The organism is Acidiphilium sp. PM, from assembly GCF_000219295.1.
GTDB lineage: Bacteria > Pseudomonadota > Alphaproteobacteria > Acetobacterales > Acetobacteraceae > Acidiphilium > Acidiphilium multivorum.
Genome location: NZ_AFPR01000475.1, coordinates 24,192 through 39,405, shown reverse-complemented (window position 1 = coordinate 39,405; position 15,214 = coordinate 24,192). Strand labels below are relative to the sequence as shown.

At 67.5% G+C, this 15,214-nt stretch carries 22 protein-coding genes; 4 read left to right on the top strand and 18 right to left on the bottom strand.

What is annotated here, in order from left to right:
- Positions 1–444 (bottom strand): chromate transporter (locus APM_RS14905; protein WP_007424206.1); only part of this gene is annotated, 444 nt, incomplete at its 3' end.
- Between the two features lie 63 nt (positions 445–507).
- Between APM_RS14905 and APM_RS14900 the strand changes: the two genes are divergently transcribed.
- The 4 genes from APM_RS14900 to pstA all read left to right on the top strand — a co-directional run bounded on the left by APM_RS14900 (position 508) and on the right by pstA (position 4,136).
- Positions 508–1,032, top strand: a complete 525-nt coding sequence (locus APM_RS14900; RefSeq protein ID WP_241763171.1) for a hypothetical protein — start codon at positions 508–510, stop codon at positions 1,030–1,032.
- 115 nt (positions 1,033–1,147) lie between these two features.
- Positions 1,148–2,227 carry a phosphate ABC transporter substrate-binding protein PstS gene (gene pstS / locus APM_RS14895; protein WP_007424204.1) on the top strand — a complete coding sequence of 360 codons (1,080 nt, stop codon included), beginning with the start codon at positions 1,148–1,150 and terminating at the stop codon, positions 2,225–2,227.
- A gap of 81 nt (positions 2,228–2,308) precedes the next feature.
- Positions 2,309–3,283 (top strand): phosphate ABC transporter permease subunit PstC, encoded by a 975-nt coding sequence (gene pstC, locus APM_RS14890; protein WP_007424203.1) that lies wholly within the window; start codon positions 2,309–2,311, stop codon positions 3,281–3,283.
- Complete coding sequence (gene pstA, locus APM_RS14885; protein ID WP_007424202.1) at positions 3,267–4,136, top strand: phosphate ABC transporter permease PstA; 870 nt, start codon at positions 3,267–3,269, stop codon at positions 4,134–4,136. Before pstC ends, pstA begins: the two co-directional genes overlap by 17 nt.
- Here pstA and APM_RS14880 read toward each other — a convergent pair whose 3' ends face one another.
- From APM_RS14880 to rplE, 17 genes are all read right to left on the bottom strand, one after another.
- Entirely contained in the window at positions 4,137–4,613 is a 477-nt protein-coding gene (locus tag APM_RS14880) for a YbaK/EbsC family protein (RefSeq protein WP_007424201.1), read from the bottom strand. It abuts the gene before it with no gap.
- Positions 4,610–5,008 (bottom strand): MAPEG family protein, encoded by a 399-nt coding sequence (locus APM_RS14875; protein ID WP_007424200.1) that lies wholly within the window; start codon positions 5,006–5,008, stop codon positions 4,610–4,612. The genes APM_RS14880 and APM_RS14875 overlap by 4 nt, the downstream gene beginning before the upstream one ends.
- A gap of 71 nt (positions 5,009–5,079) precedes the next feature.
- A complete protein-coding gene (locus APM_RS14870; protein ID WP_007424199.1) occupies positions 5,080–6,744 on the bottom strand; it encodes a M3 family oligoendopeptidase in 1,665 nt (554 codons plus the stop codon).
- A gap of 106 nt (positions 6,745–6,850) precedes the next feature.
- Positions 6,851–7,291, bottom strand: a complete 441-nt coding sequence (gene rplQ / locus APM_RS14865; RefSeq protein WP_007424198.1) for a 50S ribosomal protein L17 — start codon at positions 7,289–7,291, stop codon at positions 6,851–6,853.
- A 50-nt stretch (positions 7,292–7,341) separates the two neighbouring features.
- Positions 7,342–8,361, bottom strand: coding sequence for a DNA-directed RNA polymerase subunit alpha (locus tag APM_RS14860; RefSeq protein ID WP_007424197.1), 1,020 nt, complete (start codon positions 8,359–8,361; stop codon positions 7,342–7,344).
- A gap of 134 nt (positions 8,362–8,495) precedes the next feature.
- Positions 8,496–8,888 carry a 30S ribosomal protein S11 gene (rpsK, locus tag APM_RS14855; RefSeq protein ID WP_007424196.1) on the bottom strand — a complete coding sequence of 131 codons (393 nt, stop codon included), beginning with the start codon at positions 8,886–8,888 and terminating at the stop codon, positions 8,496–8,498.
- A gap of 78 nt (positions 8,889–8,966) precedes the next feature.
- Positions 8,967–9,344 (bottom strand): 30S ribosomal protein S13, encoded by a 378-nt coding sequence (gene rpsM, locus APM_RS14850; protein WP_007424195.1) that lies wholly within the window; start codon positions 9,342–9,344, stop codon positions 8,967–8,969.
- A gap of 200 nt (positions 9,345–9,544) precedes the next feature.
- A complete protein-coding gene (locus APM_RS14845; protein WP_007424194.1) occupies positions 9,545–10,219 on the bottom strand; it encodes an adenylate kinase in 675 nt (224 codons plus the stop codon).
- Positions 10,216–11,565, bottom strand: a complete 1,350-nt coding sequence (secY, locus tag APM_RS14840) for a preprotein translocase subunit SecY (protein ID WP_007424193.1) — start codon at positions 11,563–11,565, stop codon at positions 10,216–10,218. Before secY ends, APM_RS14845 begins: the two co-directional genes overlap by 4 nt.
- Before the next feature lie 137 nt (positions 11,566–11,702).
- Positions 11,703–12,188: a 50S ribosomal protein L15 gene (rplO, locus tag APM_RS14835; RefSeq protein ID WP_007424192.1), complete on the bottom strand. Its 486-nt coding sequence runs from the start codon at positions 12,186–12,188 to the stop codon at positions 11,703–11,705.
- A complete protein-coding gene (gene rpmD / locus APM_RS14830; protein WP_007424191.1) occupies positions 12,188–12,382 on the bottom strand; it encodes a 50S ribosomal protein L30 in 195 nt (64 codons plus the stop codon). The genes rplO and rpmD overlap by 1 nt, the downstream gene beginning before the upstream one ends.
- Positions 12,375–12,944, bottom strand: coding sequence for a 30S ribosomal protein S5 (gene rpsE, locus APM_RS14825; RefSeq protein WP_007424190.1), 570 nt, complete (start codon positions 12,942–12,944; stop codon positions 12,375–12,377). Before rpsE ends, rpmD begins: the two co-directional genes overlap by 8 nt.
- 10 nt (positions 12,945–12,954) lie before the next feature.
- Complete coding sequence (gene rplR / locus APM_RS14820; RefSeq protein WP_007424189.1) at positions 12,955–13,317, bottom strand: 50S ribosomal protein L18; 363 nt, start codon at positions 13,315–13,317, stop codon at positions 12,955–12,957.
- Entirely contained in the window at positions 13,317–13,850 is a 534-nt protein-coding gene (gene rplF / locus APM_RS14815) for a 50S ribosomal protein L6 (RefSeq protein ID WP_007424188.1), read from the bottom strand. Before rplF ends, rplR begins: the two co-directional genes overlap by 1 nt.
- 12 nt (positions 13,851–13,862) lie before the next feature.
- Positions 13,863–14,261, bottom strand: coding sequence for a 30S ribosomal protein S8 (gene rpsH / locus APM_RS14810; RefSeq protein WP_007424187.1), 399 nt, complete (start codon positions 14,259–14,261; stop codon positions 13,863–13,865).
- Between the two features lie 11 nt (positions 14,262–14,272).
- The gene (gene rpsN / locus APM_RS14805) at positions 14,273–14,578 is read right to left on the bottom strand and encodes a 30S ribosomal protein S14 (protein WP_007424186.1); all 306 of its coding nucleotides are present in this window, start codon (positions 14,576–14,578) and stop codon (positions 14,273–14,275) included.
- Positions 14,579–14,655: 77 nt separating this feature from the next.
- The gene (rplE, locus tag APM_RS14800; RefSeq protein WP_007424185.1) at positions 14,656–15,213 is read right to left on the bottom strand and encodes a 50S ribosomal protein L5; all 558 of its coding nucleotides are present in this window, start codon (positions 15,211–15,213) and stop codon (positions 14,656–14,658) included.
- Between the last annotated feature and the right edge of the window lies 1 nt (position 15,214).

Below are 15,214 nucleotides of genomic sequence, written 5' to 3'. Positions count from 1 at the left end.
CCGACGATGGCGGCACGGGCGGGGCGGTGCAGCACGGGCCAGGCGATTCGCAGCGCGGCGGCGGCGAACAGGCCGGCGGCGCCGGCGGCGAGGCCGAGCAGGGCGTGATGGACGAGGGGGGATGCCGCCGATCCGCTCATAGACCGCACCCAGCGCGATGACGATGACGACCGGCGCCGCGAGCAGGCCGGCGATGGCGACCACCGCCCCCTTCGGGCCGCGCTGGCGGGCGCCGAAGGCGGCGGCGAGGTTGACCACGTTCGGGCCGGGCAGGAACTGGCAGAGGCTGAACAGGTCGGCGAACTCGGCCCCGGTGAGCCAGCCGCGGCGCTCGACCATGATGCGGCGGGCGAAGGGCAGCACGCCGCCGAAACCCGACAGGCCGGCCGCGAAGAAGCCGGCGAAGAGTTCGGCAAGGCCAGGGCGGGGCGACTCGGGGTCCATCGCCGTTACTATGCCCCGGGGGAGATGATCGACAAACCGGCGGCGCTCCGGCAATTTGCGCAGATGAGCGATGACGGGAGCGACGATCGGAACCTGCTGGAGGACGACCTCGCGCTGCGCGCGGGGCCGGCGAAGACCAGCCCGCCCCTGCCGGTGGCGCTGATGATCCTGCTGCTCGGCCTCGCGGCGCCGTTCGTGTTCGTGCACACGGCCAGGCCCAGCCCGTTCCTGACCGCGATGGCGCTGCTGCTGCCGCTGTCGGGCACGATCGCGGTGATCGGCTCGGTCGAGTCGATGCGGCGGCGGCATGGCGACCGGGCGGTGCGGACGCGCGCGGTGATCGGGGCGGACGGCGTCGCGCTGCTGCGGCGGCCGGCGGAGACGGAGCACCATGTCTGGGCGGACATCGCCGCCGCCGAGGTGACGCCGACGACGCTCACGCTTCAGGTGCGCGGCGAGGATGGCAAGCGGCTGCGGCGGGCGATCCGCTACGCGGGACTGGAAACACCGGTTGAGATGCTGCGCGGACGGATCGCGCAAGGGTTGAAAAACGGCGCGGGTGTCACAAAGGGCGATCGGTTGTCATAAAAGCTTAACCGACAGCCGGTCGCCTTGTCACACAGGATCATCTAGAGGGCGCGTCAGGACGCAGCGATGCGTTCAACCCACCTGCTGCCCATCGCAACCGACAGGGAGATCCATCGTGCGATCAGACAACAAACTTCGGCGCTCCGTCCTTCTGCGCTCCGGCGCCGCGGCGCTGCTCGTCGCCGGCATCGGCGCCGGCGTCGCCTCTGCCGCGCAGACCGTCACGCTGACCGAGACCGGCTCCACGCTGCTCTACCCGCTGTTCAACATCTGGGTGCCGCATTTCGAGAAGGCGCATCCGGGCATCCGCGTGACGACCCAGGGCACCGGCTCGGGCACCGGCATCGCGCAGGCGATCAAGGGTCTCGTGCAGATCGGCGCGTCCGACGCCTACATGTCGAACGGCCAGCTGAAGCAGAACCCCGGCATCCTGAACATCCCGCTGGCGATCTCGGCGCAGTCGATCAACTACAACATCCCCGGCCTGAACGGTCACCACCTGGTGTTCTCCGGCCCGGTGCTCGCCGACATCTATTCCGGCAAGATCACCAACTGGGATTCGCCGGCGATCGCGAAGCTGAACCCGGGGGTGAAGCTGCCGAACCACAAGATCATCCCGGTGCACCGCACCGACGGTTCGGGTGACACCTTCATCTTCTCGCAGTATCTGAGCTTCTCGACGCCGGAGTGGAACAGCAAGGTCGGCTACGGCACCAGCATCTCCTGGCCGGCGGTGCAGGGCGGGCTCGGCGCGCAGGGCAACCCCGGCATGGTCGAGGCGCTGAAGGGCAACAAGTTTTCGATCGCCTATGTCGGCGTCAGCTTCACCAAGCAGATCGACGCGGCGAAGCTCGGCACCGCGAAGCTGGTGAACCGCGCGGGCAAGGCGCTGCTGCCGACCGCCTCGACGATCAGCGCCGCCGCCGCCGCGCTGGGCGACAAGACGCCGGCGGACGAGCGCATCAGCCTCGTCTTCGCGCCGGGGGCGAACAGCTACCCGATCATCAACTACGAATATGCGATCGTGAACAAGAAGCAGCCGAACAAGGCCACCGCCGATGCGGTGAAGACGCTGCTGACCTGGGCCTCGAACGAGGGCAACTCGGAGCAGTATCTGAAGCAGGTGCATTTCAAGGCGCTGCCGAAGAAGATCCGCGAACTCTCCGCGAAGCAGATCGCCCAGATCGGCAGCTGATCCGGGCGGCCGCAGGCCGGAACAAGCCTACCCTGCCCTTCCGGCTTCGCCGGGAGGGCAGTTTCGTGTAAAGGCACCCGCATGTCGAAGGTGAAACCGTTCAGGCTGGCCATGGCGGCGGTCGCCCTGGTGATTCCGCTCGCCCTTGCCGCCATCGTCTTCTTCCTCGCGCGCTATTCGTGGCAGGCGATCGGGTTCAACGGGCTGCGCTTCCTGTGGACGATCAACTGGAATCTCGGAAATCTCTACGGCAACACGGTGATGCGCCATGGCTACGAGGTGCCGCCGGGAGCGAATTACGGGATTCTCGCCTTCATCGTCGGCACGCTGTTCTCCTCCTTCCTCGCGATCCTGTTCGCCGTGCCGGTGAGCGTCGGCGCCGCGATGTTTCTTTCGGAAAAGGCGCCGGCGCGGATGCGGCCCTGGCTGACCATGCTGGTCGAGCTGGTCGCCGTGGTGCCGAGCGTGGTGTTCGGCCTGTGGGGCATTTTCGTGCTGGTGCCGCTGATCGCGAACTGGATCAGCCCGGCGATCACCGCGACGCTCGGCTTCATCCCCTTCTTCAACATGAGCAACAGCACCGGCAGCGGCTACGGGCTGCTCGCCGCCTCGATCGTGCTGGCGCTGATGATCACGCCGATCATCACCACGACGCTCTACGACGCGCTGAACCAGGTGCCGCGCGAGCTGCGCGAATCGGCCTATGCGCTGGGGGCGACGCATTTCGAGGTGGTCACCAGCACCATGCTGCCGACCGCGCGCGTCACGCTGATCGGCGGCATCGTGCTGGCGCTCGGCCGCGCGCTGGGCGAGACGATGGCGGTGCTGATGGTCTCGGGCGGCGCGCTCAACTACCTGCCGGGGACGATCTTCACCCCGATCAGCACGATGGCCGCCTTCATCCTCTCGCAGCTCGACAGCGCGTTGCAGGACCCGAGCAACATGGCGGTGAAGTCGCTTGCGGAAATCGCGCTGGTGCTGTTCGTCATCACCGTGCTGGTGAACGCCGCGGCGCGGCTGCTGGTCAGGAGGACGATCAATGTCCGCAATGCATGACGCCGCGCCGGCGCGGCTGACCACGCTGGAGCGGCGGCGCTACGCGACCAATATCGTCGGGTGGGGGCTGTGCACCCTCGCCTTCCTGCTGATCGCGGTGCCGCTGCTCGACCTCGTGCTGACGGTGACGCTCAAGGGGGCCTCGGCCTTCTCGATCGAACTCTTCACCACCTCGACCAACGGGGTGACCGGCGGGCTGCAGAACGCGATCATCGGCACGCTGGTGCTCTCGCTCGGCTCGCTCCTGATCGCCACGCCGATCGGGATCGGCGCTGGGATCTATCTCTCGGAATACGGCTCGAACCGCCTCGCCGCGACCGTGCGATTCCTGGCCGACACGCTGACCGGCACGCCCTCGATCGTGCTCGGCTATTTCTCCTACATCACGATGGTGATCGGGCTGGGCTGGAAGTTCTCGGCGCTGGCCGGGGCGATCACGCTCGCCATCATGGTCGTGCCCTATCTGGCGCGGATCACCGAGCTGTCGCTGCGGCGGGTGCCGACCAGCATGCGCGAGGCGGCCTACGCGCTGGGCGCGCGGGACCACACCGTGGCCTCGCGCATCGTGCTGGCGGCGGCGGCGCCGGGGGTGATCACCGGCGTGCTGCTCTCGCTCGCCATCTCGGTCGGCGAGACGGCGCCGCTGATCTATACCGCCGGGTGGTCGAACTATCTCTGGACCGGGAAGCTCACCAACGAGCCGATCGGCTACCTGACCTACGTGATCTGGACCTTCATCAACGAACCGAACCCGGAATCGCACGCCCTCGCCTTCGCCGCGGCACTGCTGGTCATGCTCGTCGTGCTGGCGATCAATATCGGCGTGCGGATGGTGATGCGGCGCGATCCGTGATCAGCCCTCCTGCCTGATATCGGCGACCAGGCCGCCGGTCAGGCGGACCAGGCCGTCAGGCGTGACCGGAAAGACGTGACGGGGCGTGCCGGCCGCGGCCCAGACCTCGGCGAAGGCGAAGAGATCGCGGTCGATGACGATGCGCATCGCCGGGTCGTGGCCGGCGGGGGACACGCCGCCGGGCGCGAAGCCGGTGGCATCGCGCACGAAATCGGGGCTGGCGGGGGCGAGTTTCGCGCCGAGGACGGCGGCGAGACGGCTCTTGCCGACGCGGTTCGCCCCGGAGGCGATCGCGAGCACCGGCGCATCGCCGGCGCGGAAGACGATCGACTTGGCGATCGCGGCGACATCGCAGCCGAGAGCGGCGGCGGCATCGGCGGCGGTCGCTGTGCCGGCGGGGAATTCGCGGATCAGGCCATCGGCGAGGCCGGCGGCGCGCAGGGCGGCGCGGACCCGGGCCAGGGCGGCATCGCTCATCGCAGGCGCGCCAGCAGCAGGATCGCCTCCGCGCCGAGGACGAGCCAGGTGATGAGCGCGCCGGGCGCGCGGCAGAGGAATTGCTGCGGCGAATTCTCCGGCGCGATCATGCCGAACGGGTGGATGATGCGCGCGACCAGCAGCGGGAAGAGCAGCGCGTTCATCTCGAGCCGCCCGGCCCCGCTCGCCTCCAGCAGGGCGGCGAGGAGAAGGATCAGCGGGACGTATTCGGCGAAATTGGCATGGGCGCGGATGCGGCGGGCGAGGCGATCGTTGCCGCCATCGCCGTGGATCACCCGGAAGCCGAAGCGGCCGAAGCCGACCCAGAGCGAGAGGACGAGGTAGATCAGGGCGAGCAGGGCGCCATAGCCGGCGGCGACGGTGGGGAAGGTCATTCTTCGGCTCCCGGTCTGGAGCACTTTCCGGTCCTTCCGGATCGAATGTCGTGCTCCATCATGTTGATGCTCTATGACAGATCCAGCGCCTGCGCGGCGGCGCGCACGGCATCGCGCAGGGCGCCCGGGGTGAAGGGCGAGACGAGACCGGCGGCGGCCACGAGACCGCCGAAGGGGCGCGAGCCGCCGAGGGCGCAGAGGTTCACATAGGTGTCGAAGGCGGCGCGCTCGTCGCGCTGCGAGGCGACCCAGAACTGCAGCGCGCAGCACTGCGCCAGGGTGTAGTCGATATAGTAGAAGGGCGAGCGGTAGATGTGCATCTGCGCCTGCCAGCGGCCGCCCATCGCCGGATAGGCGAGGTCGCCCCAGTCCCGCCAGGGGAGATAGAGCTGTTCGAGGCGGCGCCAGATGGCGTGCCGATCGGCCGGCGTGAGATCGGGATCGGCGTAGATCTCGTGCTGGAAGTGATCGACGCAGACGCCGTAGGGCAGGAATTCCAGCGCGCCGATCAGGTGCATCCGCCGGTAGCGCGCGGTGGCGGCGCCGAACATCGGCGCGATATGCGGATGGGCGAGGAATTCCAGGCTCATCGAATGGATTTCCGCGGCCTCCATGGTCGGCCAGAAATAGTCGGAGACCGGCTGTTGCCGGCTCATGTAGTTCTGGAACGCGTGGCCCATCTCGTGGGTGAACACGTCGACGTCGTGATGCGTGCCGTTGAAGTTGGCGAAGATGAACGGCATGCCGATGCTGGGAAAGCTGGTGCAGAAGCCGCCGCCGGCCTTGGCGGGGCGGTTGTCGAGATCCATGAAGCCGCCCTCGCGCATCGCGCGGTAGAAGGCATCAAGGCGCGGGTCCATCGCCGCGAACATCTCGGTGGCGGCCTGCTCCAGCACCGCCCGGCCGCCGACGGGTTTCGGATTGCCCTCGGGGTCGATCATCGGCTCGTCCCAGGCCATCAGGCGGTCGAGCCCGTTTTCGGCGCGGCGGCGTTCCATCAGCCGGGCGACGAGGGGGACGACGTGGCGGCGGACTTCCTCGCGATAGGTCGCGACCTCGGCGGGGCCGTAGTCGAGCCGGCCCATGCGGCGATAGGCGAGCGCGGTGAAGCTGGCGTCGCCCAGGGTGCGGGCGATGCGGTGGCGGAGCTTCACCAGCCGGTCGTAGAGGTCGTCGAGCGCGGCGCCGTGCTCGGCGAAGAAGGCCCAGCGGGCGGCGGCGGCATCGTGGCGGACCGTGCGGTCGGGGCTTTCGGCATAGGGGCCGAGGCCGGAGAGGTTCAGCGTCTGGCCGTCGAACGCGATGCGGGCGCTGGCGAGCAGCGCCGTGTAGTCGGCGGCGAGGCGGGATTCGGTTTCGAGATCGGCGGCGATTTCGGGGCGGAAGGTGGTGACGTCGTTGCGCCACATCGCCAGCGCGTGGGCGCCGAAGCGGGCTTCGAGCGGGGCCGGATCGAGGCCCAGCAGGCGGGCCTTGAACGTCGTCTCGTGATCGGCGACGACGGGGCCGAGCGCATCGGCGAATTCCCGCGCCGCCTTGCGGGCCGGATCGGCGGTGTCCTGCGAGAAGCGCAGATGGACGAGGCTGGACCAGGTGCCGTGGTCCCGGCGCAGGGCTTCCCAGGCGTCGATCGCGGGGCCGACGGCGCCGGCGTCGAGCTCCGCGTGGAGCGCCCGGTAGGCGGCGGCGAGGCCGGACTCGGTCGGGGTTTCGGCGGTGATCTGGTCGAATCGCATCGTCGCTCCGTGTCTGGATGTCGGGATGTGATGTGGGGCGACCGCGGAACGAAAAAAGGCGCGGCTGGCGCCGCGCCCTTCATCCGGACCGGAAATGCGGCGGCGATCAGGCCGCGGCCGCCTCGCCGGCTTCGTCCTCGTCGGACGCAACCTCGGGCTTCGGCCCGCTGTCCTGCCCCTTGGCGGCGGGATCGCGGTCGACCAGTTCGATCACGGCCATGTCGGCCGCGTCGCCATAGCGCATGCCGGCCTTCAGGACGCGGGTGTAGCCGCCCTGGCGTTCCTTGTAGCGGTCGGCTAGCGAGTCGAAGAGCTTGGCGACGATGACGTCGTCGCGCAGCAGCGCATGGGCCTGGCGGCGCGCATGCAGGCCGCCGCGCTTGCCAAGGGTGATCAGCTTCTCGGCAACGGGCCGGAGCTCCTTGGCCTTGGGCAGCGTGGTGGTGATCTGCTCGTGCTTGAGCAGGGCGACCGCCATGTTGCGGAACATGGCCGCGCGGTGGGACGCGGTGACGCCGAGTTTACGTCCTGCAAGGCCGTGACGCATGGGAGTGACTCCGGATCAGTAAAGACGAAAAGCGTTGGGTGGAAAGGCGATCAGAACGGGTTGTCGGAGCGTTTGACCAGCTCCTCGATGTTTTCGGGCGGCCAGTCCTGCACCACCATGCCGAGGCCGAGGCCCATGGCGGAGAGGACTTCCTTGATCTCGTTCAGCGACTTGCGGCCGAAATTCGGCGTGCGGAGCATTTCCTGTTCGGATTTCTGCACGAGGTCGCCGATATAGACGATGTTGTCGTTCTTGAGGCAGTTCGCCGACCGGACCGAGAGCTCCAGCTCGTCGACCTTGCGGAGCAGGTTCGGGTTGAACGGCAGCTCGGGGCGCGGCTCCTCGGCGCGGAGGCGCTGCGGTTCCTCGAAGTTGATGAACATGCCGAGCTGGTCCTGCAGGATGCGGGCGGCGAGGGCCACGGCATCCTCCGGCGTGACGGCGCCGTTGGTCTCGATGTTCAGGATCAGCCGATCATAGTCGGTCACCTGGCCGACGCGGGTCGGCTCGACGCGGTAGGACACGCGGCGGACCGGCGAGTAGATCGAGTCGACCGGGATCAGGCCGATCGGCGCGTCTTCCGGGCGGTTGGCGGCGGCGGGGACGTAGCCGCGGCCGGACTCGACCGTGAATTCCATGCCGAGCGTCGCGCCATCGTCCAGCGTGCAGATCACCAGCTCGGGGTTCATGACCTCGATGTCGTGTCCGGTCTGGATCATGCCGGCGGTCACCTCGCAGGGGCCGGTGGCGGAGACGGTCATCCGCTTCGGACCGTCGCCATGCATGCGCACGGCGATCTGCTTGATGTTGAGCACGATGTCGGTCACATCCTCGCGCACGCCGGCGATCGAGGAGAATTCGTGCAGCACGCCGTCGATCCGCACCGAGGTCACGGCGGCGCCGTGCAGGGACGACAGCAGGACGCGGCGCAGGGCGTTGCCGAGGGTCAGGCCAAAGCCGCGCTCGAGCGGCTCGGCAATGATCGTCGCGACGCGCGTGTCGTCCGCGCCGGGTTCGATATCCAGTTTTTCCGGCTTGCGCAGCGACTGCCAGTTCCGCTGCAAGGCCAAGTGCGTGTCTCTCAACATCAGTCCCTCCGGTCGGGCGGCGATGCCACCCTCACCCCATCCAAAAACGTGCCGACTCTCCGGCGGCGCGGTGGAGCCGCGCGCTCCGGGCCGGGCCGCCGACGCGGCCCGCGCGGTCAGACGCGACGGCGCTTGCGCGGGCGGCAGCCGTTATGCGGAATCGGGGTCAGGTCGCGGATCGCGGTGATCGAGAAGCCGATCGTCTGCAGGGCGCGCAGCGCGCTCTCGCGTCCGGCCCCGGGGCCGCTCACTTCGATTTCCAGCGTCTCCATGCCATGCTCGCGCGCCTTGCGGCCGGCATCCTCGGCGGCAACCTGGGCGGCGTACGGGGTCGACTTGCGGCTGCCCTTGAAACCCTGGCTGCCGGCCGAGGACCACGAAATCGCGTTGCCCTGGGCGTCGGAGATCGTCACCATCGTGTTGTTGAAGCTCGCGAGCACGTGAGCGACGCCCGAGGAAATGTTCTTGCGTTCCTTGCGGCGGGGACGCGTGGAGGCTGCTTTGGCCATGGATAATCCTGTCTCTGTCTCGATACGCCGGCCCGTGGGCGGGCGGCGCGGTCAGTCGGTAGGGCGCGGCGGAAGGGCTTAGCGGGTCGCCTTCTTCTTGCCGGCGATCGCGACCGCCTTGCCCTTGCGGGTGCGGGCGTTGGTGTGGGTGCGCTGGCCGCGGACCGGCAGGCCCTTGCGATGGCGCAACCCGCGATAGCAGCCGAGATCGACCAGCCGCTTGATGTTCATGGCGACTTCGCGACGCAGGTCACCCTCGACGCGATAGTCCCTGTCGATCAGCTCGCGGATCTTCATGATCTCGTCTTCGGAGAGCTGGTTCACGCGCTTGTCTTCGCCGATCTCGAGGGACTGGCAGATTTCGCGCGCCTTGGCGGGCCCGATGCCGTAGATGTAACGCAGGCTGATCAGCACGCGCTTGTTCGAAGGAATGTTTACGCCGGCAATACGCGCCACGGTCTGCTCCTTAGATCGCCGCCGGATCGCGCCGGCGGCAGGGAAGATCATCCAACGGAAGGCGAAGCTCGGGCCCGGCGGGCCGGCATCGCCTGAACAAAGTGCGGCGCCCCGCCAGGGAGCGCCGCAAGACTGGTTGTCTAAAGCCCGACCCGGTCAGAGTCAATCGACCTTGATCAAATTTGCGTGATCGGGGCCGTTCATGCCGTTGCCGGCGCGGCGACCCCGGCGCGGCGCAGCGCGCCCTCGATCTCGGCCGTCACCTGATCCATCGCGGCCATCCCGTCGACGACGTGAAGGCGGCCCTTCTGCTCGTAATAGGGCAGGATCGGCGCGGTCTGCGCATTGTAGGCGACCAGGCGGTCCTTCACGACCTCGGCCTTGTCGTCGGGCCGGCGGACGAAATCATGGCTGCCGCATTTGTCGCACACGCCGGCGACGCCGGTCGGATGGAACTTGTCGTGATAGCCGGCGCCGCAATGCGCACAGGTGAAGCGGCCGGAAATGCGCTCGACCAGCACCGCCTCGTCGACCTTGAGCAGGATGACGGCGTCGAGATCGAATTTCTGCTCGGCGAGCATCGTGTCCAGCGCCTCGGCCTGCGGCACCGTGCGCGGAAAACCGTCGAGGATGAAGCCGTTGCGGCAGTCCGGCTGGGACAGGCGGTTGCGCAGCATGCCGATGATGATCTCGTCCGAAACCAGCGCGCCCGACTCCATCACCGCCTTCGCCGCGCGGCCCAGCTCGGTGCCCGCCTTCACCTCGGCCCGCAGCATGTCGCCGGTCGCGATCTGGGCAACACCGTAACGATCCTGCAGGATCTTGGCCTGGGTGCCCTTGCCGGCACCGGGTGGTCCCAAAAGAATGATGTTCATCGACCGCGTGTTCTCCCTCGGCCTTTTCGGATCAGGCCTTCATACTGGTGTGCCAGAAGGTGCGACTGGATCTGCGCTACCGTGTCCATCGTAACAGATACCACGATGAGCAGCGAGGTGCCGCCGAAATAATATCCCGCCGCAAGGTCGAACTGGCCGATCAGGAACTGTGGAATGAGACAGACGATCACGAGATAGGCCGCGCCGATCGTGGTGAGGCGGGTCAGCACCGTGTCGAAATATTTGGCTGTATTTGCGCCCGGGCGGATTCCTGGAACAAATCCGCCATATTTCTTGAGATTGTCGGCGGTTTCTTCCGGGTTGAACACGACAGCCGTATAAAAATACGAGAAGAAGATGATCAGGCCGGCATAGAGCAGCATGTAGCCCGGCTGGCCGTTGGAGAGTTCGCGGGCCAGCAACTGCAGCCAGCCGGGGCCGGTGCCGTGGCTGAAGCCGATCACCGTGGCCGGGATCAGCAGCAGGGAACTGGCGAAGATCGGCGGGATCACGCCGGAGGTGTTCACCTTCATCGGCAGATGCGACGAATCGCCGCCGAACATCCGGTTGCCGACCTGGCGCTTCGGATACTGGATCAGCACCTTGCGCTGGGCACGCTCCATGAACACGACGAAGGCGACCACCGCGAGCGAGAGCACGAAGAAGCCGATGACGAAGCCGGTGGACAGGCCGCCGGAGGCGCCGAGCTGGAGCACGCTGGCGATCGCGCCCGGCAGGGCGGCGACGATGCCGGCGAAGATGATCAGGCTCGAGCCGTTGCCGATGCCGCGCGAGGTGATCTGCTCGCCCACCCACATCAGGAAGACGGAGCCGCCGGTCAGCGTGATCACGGTGGTGACGATGAAGAACAGGCCCGGATCGAGCACCGCGGGGCCGACCGTGGAGGTGATGCTCTCAAGTCCGATCGCGATGCCGTAGGACTGGGCGAGCGCGATCAGCACGGTCAGGTAGCGGGTGTACTGGTTGATCTTCTGCTGCCCGGTCTGGCCTTCCTTCTTCAGCGCCTCGAGCTGGGGCACGGCCGCCTGGAGCAGCTGCATGATGATCGAGGCCGAGATGTAGGGCATGATGTTCAGGGCGAACACGGTCATGCGGCCGAGCGCGCCGCCGCTGAACATGTTGAACATGCCGAGGATGCCGCCGCCGTTCTGGGCGAGCATGTGCTCCATCACCGTCGGGTCGACCCCGGGGATCGGGATATAGGTGCCAAGGCGGAAAACGATCAGCGCGCCGAGGGTGAACCAGATCCGCTTCTTGAGATCGGTCGCCTTCGACAGGGTTTCGAGGTTGAAGCTCGAAGCGAGTTGCTCAGCGGCGGACGCCATGAATATCCCTCATCCAACGGCAGCGTGCCGTATCTCCGGAAACCGTAACGGCGCCGCGGGTCAGTGAAAACTCACGACCTGCAGCGCCGTTCGTCAGGCTCTAGTGTGCCGCAACCTTGGTGGTCACGGCAAGTGGTTCAGGCAGATGCCGGCTCCGCGCGCGCGACCGTTGTGGTCACGCTGCCGCCGGCCTGCTCGATCGCCGCGATCGCGCTGGCGGACGCGCCGGACACCTCGATCTCGACCTTCTGCGAAATCTCGCCGCGGCCGAGCAGACGCACGCCGGCGAGCTTCGAGCCGGCATAGACGCCGGCGGCGCGCAACGTCGCCTCGGTGATCTTCTGGCCGGCGTCGATCTTGCCGGACTCGATCAGCGCCGCGAGGGTGCCGACATTGAGCGGCGCGTAGTCCTTGCGGTTGACGTTGTTGAAGCCGCGCTTCGGCAGACGCCGGTAGATCGGGAGCTGGCCGCCCTCGAACCCGTTCAGCGACACGCCCTCACGCGCCTTCTGGCCCTTGACGCCCTTGCCGGACGTCTTGCCCTTGCCCGAGCCGATGCCGCGGCCGAGCCGCTTCGACTTGGGACGCGCGCCCGGATTGTCGCGCAGTTCGTTCAGTTTCATTACGACAGCTCCTCGACCTTCAGGAGATGCTTGACCTTGCGGATGCGGCCGAGCGTTTCCGGGGTGGCGGCGAGTTCACGGCTCGCGTTCATCCGGTGCAGGCCGAGACCGATCAGGGTCTCCTTCTGGCCCGGCTTGCGGCCGATCGGCGATCCGACCTGGGTGACGCGCACCCGCTTCACCTGCTCAGACATCGGCCGGGGCCTCCTTCTCGCGCTTCGGGCCGAACAGGTCGGCGACCTTCTTGCCGCGACGCGAGGCGACGCTGCGCGGGCTCGCGCACTGCGAAAGCGCCGCGACCGTGGCCTTCACCATGTTGTGCGGGTTGCGGCTGCCGAGCGACTTCGCCACGACGTCGCCGATGCCGAGGGTCTCGAACACCGCGCGCATCGGACCGCCGGCGATGATGCCGGTGCCGGGGGGCGCCGCGCGCAGGACGACATGACCGGCGCCGAAACGGCCCTCGATGTCGTGATGCAGCGTGCGGCCTTCCTTCATCGGGACGCGGATCATGCCGCGCTTCGCGCGCTCGGTCGCCTTGCGGATGGCTTCCGGGACTTCCTTCGCCTTGCCGGCGCCGAAGCCGACCCGGCCCTTCTGGTCGCCCACCACCACGAGGGCGGCGAAGGCGAAGCGACGGCCGCCCTTCACCACTTTCGCGACGCGGTTGATGGTGACGAGCTTGTCGATCAGCTCGTCGCCATCGCGATCCCGCTCGCGCTCGCGGCCCCGGCCTTCTCTCGGTTCGCGTGCCATGCCCTGCTCCTCAGAAATCCAGACCGCTCTCGCGAGCGGCTTCGGCCAGGGCCTTCACCCGGCCATGATACATGTAGGCGCCACGGTCGAAGACGACCTGGGTGACCCCGGCCTCCTTCGCGCGCTCGGCGACGAGCTTGCCCACCGCCGCGGCGGCCGCCTTGTCGGCGCCGGTCTTCAGCGCCGAACGCAGCCCGGCATCGAGCGAGGAGGCCGCGGCCAGCGTGCGGCCGGCGGCATCGTCGATCACCTGGGCGTAGATGTGCTTGCCCGACCGGAACACCGACAGCCGCGGGCGGCCATGCGCCTTCAGGCGGATCTGGTAGCGGAGGCGCTGGCGGCGCCGCGCCTCGTTTTCGTGTACAGCGCTCATTACTTCTTCTTGCCTTCCTTGCGGCGGATCGCCTCGCCCTCGAACTTCACACCCTTGCCCTTGTAGGGTTCGGGCGGACGGAAGGCGCGGAGCTCGGCGCAGACCTGCCCGACCAGACGCTTGTCGATACCCTCGACCTTGATCGAGGTCGGCTTTTCGCAGGTGATCTTGATGCCCTGCGGCACCGGATAGACCACATCGTGCGAGAAGCCGAGATTCATCACCAGGTTGCTGCCCTGGACCGCGGCGCGGAAACCCGTGCCGTTGATCTCGAGCGTCTTGGCGTAGCCCTGCGAAACGCCCTGGACCATGTTGGCCACATTGGCGCGGGTGGTGCCCCACATCATCCGCGAGGCCGCTTCCTTGTCGCGCGGCGACACCGTCACCTTGCCGTCCTCGACCACCGTCGCGACCCGCTCGGACAGGGGCATCTTCAGCTCGCCCAGCTTGCCCTTCGCGGTCAGGATGCCGTCGACCACGGTGATCGACACACCCTGCGGCAGCGCGACCGGATATTTACCAACTCGTGACATGATGCTGCCTCCTCAGAAGACGCGGCAGAGCACTTCGCCGCCGACATTGGCGGTGCGTGCCTCGACATCGCTCATCACGCCGCGCGGGGTCGACAGGATCGACACGCCGAGCCCGGCATAGACGCGCGGCAGCTCCTTGATCTTGGAATACACGCGGCGGCCCGGACGGGAAACGCGTGTGATTTCCTTGATCACCGGCTCGCCGTCGTTGTACTTGAGCTCGATGCGCAGCTGGGCCACGCCGGGGCGAAGCTCTTCCTTGGAGAAGCCGCGAATGAAGCCTTCGCGCTTCAGCACGTCGAGCACGTTGGCGCGCAGGTTCGACGCAGGCGCGACGCACACCGCGTGGCGGGCGCGCTGCGCGTTGCGGATGCGGGTGAGCATGTCACCCAGGGGATCAGACATCGACATGTATTATCCCCTTACCAGCTCGACTTGACCATGCCCGGAATCTGCCCGGCGCTCGCGAGGTCGCGCAGCGCGACACGGCAGAGCTTGAACTTGCGATAGTTGCCGCGGGCGCGCCCGGTCAGTTCGCAGCGCAGCCGCACGCGGGTCTTCGCGCCGTTGCGCGGGAGTTGCGCGAGCTTCAGCGTCGCGTCGAACCGATCCTCCACGGGGAGGGAACGGTCGTTCACGATCGCCTTCAGCGCCGCGCGCTTCGCCGCATCACGCGCCGCCATCTTCTCGCGCCGCTTATTCCGATTGACCTGAGAGGTCTTCGCCATCGTCTTCTATCCTCCGGAACCTGCCGGCACTTCCCGGCGGTTTTCCACTAAATCCGTTTACGCGCCTGAAAATCCGCTCAGTTGACGAACGGAATCTCAAACCCTTTGAGCAGTGCCTTCGCCTCGGCATCGGTCGGCGCCGTGGTCACGAACACGATGTCCATGCCGCGCATGTCGTCGACCTTGTCGTACTCGATCTCGGGGAACACGATCTGCTCCTTGAGACCCATGGCGAAATTGCCGCGGCCGTCGAAACCCTTGCCCGAGATGCCGCGGAAGTCGCGCACGCGGGGGAGCGCGATCGTCACCAGCCGGTCAAGGAACTCGTACATCCGCGCGCGGCGCAGCGTCACCTTGCAGCCGATCGGCAGGCCCTTGCGGATCTTGAAGCCGGCGATCGCCTTCTTCGCCACCGTCTTGACCGGCTTCTGGCCGGCGATCAGCGTCAGCTCGGCCACCGCGGCGTCGAGCTTCTTCTGGTCCGCGGCCGCCTCGCCGACGCCCATGTTGATCACGATCTTCTCAAGCTTCGGCACCTGCATCGGGTTCGTGTAGCCGAACTCCTTCTGCAGCGCCTCGCGCACCACGGTCTCGTAGTGCTGCTGAAGCCGGGTCTTGGCAATGGCCTCGCTCATC

Excerpts from the sequence above, each read along its gene's own strand:
- rplR (WP_007424189.1), bottom strand. The coding sequence starts at position 13,317 with ATGAGCGCTGTACACGAAAACGAGGCGCGGCGCCGCCAGCGCCTCCGC.
- rpmD (WP_007424191.1), bottom strand. The coding sequence starts at position 12,382 with ATGTCTGAGCAGGTGAAGCGGGTGCGCGTCACCCAGGTCGGATCGCCG.
- secY (WP_007424193.1), bottom strand. The coding sequence starts at position 11,565 with ATGGCGTCCGCCGCTGAGCAACTCGCTTCGAGCTTCAACCTCGAAACC.
- APM_RS14870 (WP_007424199.1), bottom strand. The coding sequence starts at position 6,744 with ATGCGATTCGACCAGATCACCGCCGAAACCCCGACCGAGTCCGGCCTC.
- APM_RS14875 (WP_007424200.1), bottom strand. The coding sequence starts at position 5,008 with ATGACCTTCCCCACCGTCGCCGCCGGCTATGGCGCCCTGCTCGCCCTG.
- rpsK (WP_007424196.1), bottom strand. The coding sequence starts at position 8,888 with ATGGCCAAAGCAGCCTCCACGCGTCCCCGCCGCAAGGAACGCAAGAAC.
- rpsN (WP_007424186.1), bottom strand. The coding sequence starts at position 14,578 with ATGGCGAAGACCTCTCAGGTCAATCGGAATAAGCGGCGCGAGAAGATG.
- rpsH (WP_007424187.1), bottom strand. The coding sequence starts at position 14,261 with ATGTCGATGTCTGATCCCCTGGGTGACATGCTCACCCGCATCCGCAAC.
- rplE (WP_007424185.1), bottom strand. The coding sequence starts at position 15,213 with ATGAGCGAGGCCATTGCCAAGACCCGGCTTCAGCAGCACTACGAGACC.
- APM_RS14845 (WP_007424194.1), bottom strand. The coding sequence starts at position 10,219 with ATGAACATCATTCTTTTGGGACCACCCGGTGCCGGCAAGGGCACCCAG.
- rplF (WP_007424188.1), bottom strand. The coding sequence starts at position 13,850 with ATGTCACGAGTTGGTAAATATCCGGTCGCGCTGCCGCAGGGTGTGTCG.
- APM_RS14880 (WP_007424201.1), bottom strand. The coding sequence starts at position 4,613 with ATGAGCGATGCCGCCCTGGCCCGGGTCCGCGCCGCCCTGCGCGCCGCC.
- APM_RS14900 (WP_241763171.1), top strand. The coding sequence starts at position 508 with ATGAGCGATGACGGGAGCGACGATCGGAACCTGCTGGAGGACGACCTC.
- pstC (WP_007424203.1), top strand. The coding sequence starts at position 2,309 with ATGTCGAAGGTGAAACCGTTCAGGCTGGCCATGGCGGCGGTCGCCCTG.
- pstA (WP_007424202.1), top strand. The coding sequence starts at position 3,267 with ATGTCCGCAATGCATGACGCCGCGCCGGCGCGGCTGACCACGCTGGAG.
- rplO (WP_007424192.1), bottom strand. The coding sequence starts at position 12,188 with ATGAAACTGAACGAACTGCGCGACAATCCGGGCGCGCGTCCCAAGTCG.
- rpsE (WP_007424190.1), bottom strand. The coding sequence starts at position 12,944 with ATGGCACGCGAACCGAGAGAAGGCCGGGGCCGCGAGCGCGAGCGGGAT.
- rplQ (WP_007424198.1), bottom strand. The coding sequence starts at position 7,291 with ATGCGTCACGGCCTTGCAGGACGTAAACTCGGCGTCACCGCGTCCCAC.